This window comes from Streptomyces sp. NPDC127129, from assembly GCF_042671585.1.
GTDB lineage: Bacteria > Actinomycetota > Actinomycetes > Streptomycetales > Streptomycetaceae > Streptomyces.
Genome location: NZ_JBHXTV010000036.1, coordinates 2,501 through 5,125 on the forward strand (window position 1 = coordinate 2,501; position 2,625 = coordinate 5,125).

Genomic DNA, 2,625 nt, shown 5'->3' on the forward strand with positions numbered 1-2,625 from the left:
CTTGCACGGGATCGTAACTCGCCGGTTCATTCTACAAAAGGCACGCCATCACCCGTTAACGGGCTCTGACTACTTGTAGGCACACGGTTTCAGGATCTCTTTCACTCCCCTTCCGGGGTGCTTTTCACCTTTCCCTCACGGTACTGGTTCACTATCGGTCACTAGGGAGTATTTAGCCTTGGGAGATGGTCCTCCCGGATTCCGACGGAATTTCACGTGTTCCGCCGTACTCAGGATCCACTCAGGAGAGAACGAAGTTTTGACTACAGGGCTGTTACCTCCTATGGCGGGCCTTTCCAGACCTCTTCATCTACCTCGTTCCTTTGTAACTCCGTACAGAGTGTCCTACAACCCCAAGAGGCAAGCCTCTTGGTTTGGGCTAATTCCGTTTCGCTCGCCGCTACTCAGGGAATCGCATTTGCTTTCTCTTCCTCCGGGTACTTAGATGTTTCAGTTCCCCGGGTCTGCCTTCTCATATCCTATGAATTCAGATATGGATACCACTCCATTACGAGTGGTGGGTTTCCCCATTCGGAAATCTCCGGATCAAAGCTTGCTTACAGCTCCCCGAAGCATATCGGTGTTAGTCCCGTCCTTCATCGGCTCCTAGTGCCAAGGCATCCACCGTGCGCCCTTTCTAACTTAACCGTTAAAAAGAATCACTATGTGATATCTTGTGTTACTAATTGAATGTGATGTCTACTGTTATCTAGTTTTCAAAGAACACGTTTCGAAGGAATGATCCTTCAAAACTAAACAAGACAGGGAACGTTCTGTTTATAAGACCCAAGGTCTTATATTCCGTATAATATCCTTAGAAAGGAGGTGATCCAGCCGCACCTTCCGATACGGCTACCTTGTTACGACTTCACCCCAATCATCTGTCCCACCTTCGGCGGCTGGCTCCTAAAAGGTTACCTCACCGACTTCGGGTGTTACAAACTCTCGTGGTGTGACGGGCGGTGTGTACAAGGCCCGGGAACGTATTCACCGCGGCATGCTGATCCGCGATTACTAGCGATTCCAGCTTCATGTAGGCGAGTTGCAGCCTACAATCCGAACTGAGAACGGTTTTATGAGATTAGCTCCACCTCGCGGTCTTGCAGCCCTTTGTACCGTCCATTGTAGCACGTGTGTAGCCCAGGTCATAAGGGGCATGATGATTTGACGTCATCCCCACCTTCCTCCGGTTTGTCACCGGCAGTCACCTTAGAGTGCCCAACTGAATGCTGGCAACTAAGATCAAGGGTTGCGCTCGTTGCGGGACTTAACCCAACATCTCACGACACGAGCTGACGACAACCATGCACCACCTGTCACTCTGCCCCCGAAGGGGACGTCCTATCTCTAGGATTGTCAGAGGATGTCAAGACCTGGTAAGGTTCTTCGCGTTGCTTCGAATTAAACCACATGCTCCACCGCTTGTGCGGGCCCCCGTCAATTCCTTTGAGTTTCAGTCTTGCGACCGTACTCCCCAGGCGGAGTGCTTAATGCGTTAGCTGCAGCACTAAAGGGCGGAAACCCCCTAACACTTAGCACTCATCGTTTACGGCGTGGACTACCAGGGTATCTAATCCTGTTCGCTCCCCACGCTTTCGCTCCTCAGCGTCAGTTACAGACCAGAGAGTCGCCTTCGCCACTGGTGTTCCTCCACATCTCTACGCATTTCACCGCTACACGTGGAATTCCACTCTCCTCTTCTGCACTCAAGTTCCCCAGTTTCCAATGACCCTCCACGGTTGAGCCGTGGGCTTTCACATCAGACTTAAGAAACCGCCTGCGCGCGCTTTACGCCCAATAATTCCGGACAACGCTTGCCACCTACGTATTACCGCGGCTGCTGGCACGTAGTTAGCCGTGGCTTTCTGGTTAGGTACCGTCAAGGTGCAAGCAGTTACTCTTGCACTTGTTCTTCCCTAACAACAGAGCTTTACGATCCGAAAACCTTCATCACTCACGCGGCGTTGCTCCGTCAGACTTTCGTCCATTGCGGAAGATTCCCTACTGCTGCCTCCCGTAGGAGTCTGGGCCGTGTCTCAGTCCCAGTGTGGCCGATCACCCTCTCAGGTCGGCTACGCATCGTTGCCTTGGTGAGCCGTTACCTCACCAACTAGCTAATGCGCCGCGGGTCCATCTGTAAGTGGTAGCCGAAGCCACCTTTTATGTTTGAACCATGCGGTTCAAAGAACTATCCGGTATTAGCCCCGGTTTCCCGGAGTTATCCCAGTCTTACAGGCAGGTTACCCACGTGTTACTCACCCGTCCGCCGCTAACATCAGGGAGCAAGCTCCCATCTGTCCGCTCGACTTGCATGTATTAGGCACGCCGCCAGCGTTCGTCCTGAGCCAGGATCAAACTCTCCGATAAAGTAGTTTGACTGACTACGCACATCGCTGTGCGATTTTTAAAAACTGAATTAACAGGTACGTTTTGTCTTGTTTAGTTTTCAAAGATCATTTTGTTTGTCCGCTTTGTTAAAGCAACTTTATTAGTATACAACGTCACTTCTTCAAAGTCAACAACTTTTTTAAAAAATTACACTAACGTGCAATTGCTTGGCGGCGTCCTACTCTCACAGGGGGAAACCCCCGACTACCATCGGCGCTGAAGAGCTTAACTTCCGTG

2 rRNA genes (1 of these 2 running past the window's edge) are annotated in these 2,625 nt (G+C 51.2%); both read right to left on the reverse strand.

Annotated features, from left to right (window positions below):
• A 23S ribosomal RNA gene (locus ACFVGW_RS35680) occupies nucleotides 1-648 on the reverse strand (it extends 2,280 nt beyond the left edge of the window).
• A 170-nt stretch (nucleotides 649-818) separates the two neighbouring features.
• Nucleotides 819-2,367, reverse strand: a 16S ribosomal RNA gene (locus tag ACFVGW_RS35685).
• The 16S and 23S rRNA genes sit together here, the layout of an rRNA operon.
• Nucleotides 2,368-2,625 lie beyond the last annotated feature (258 nt).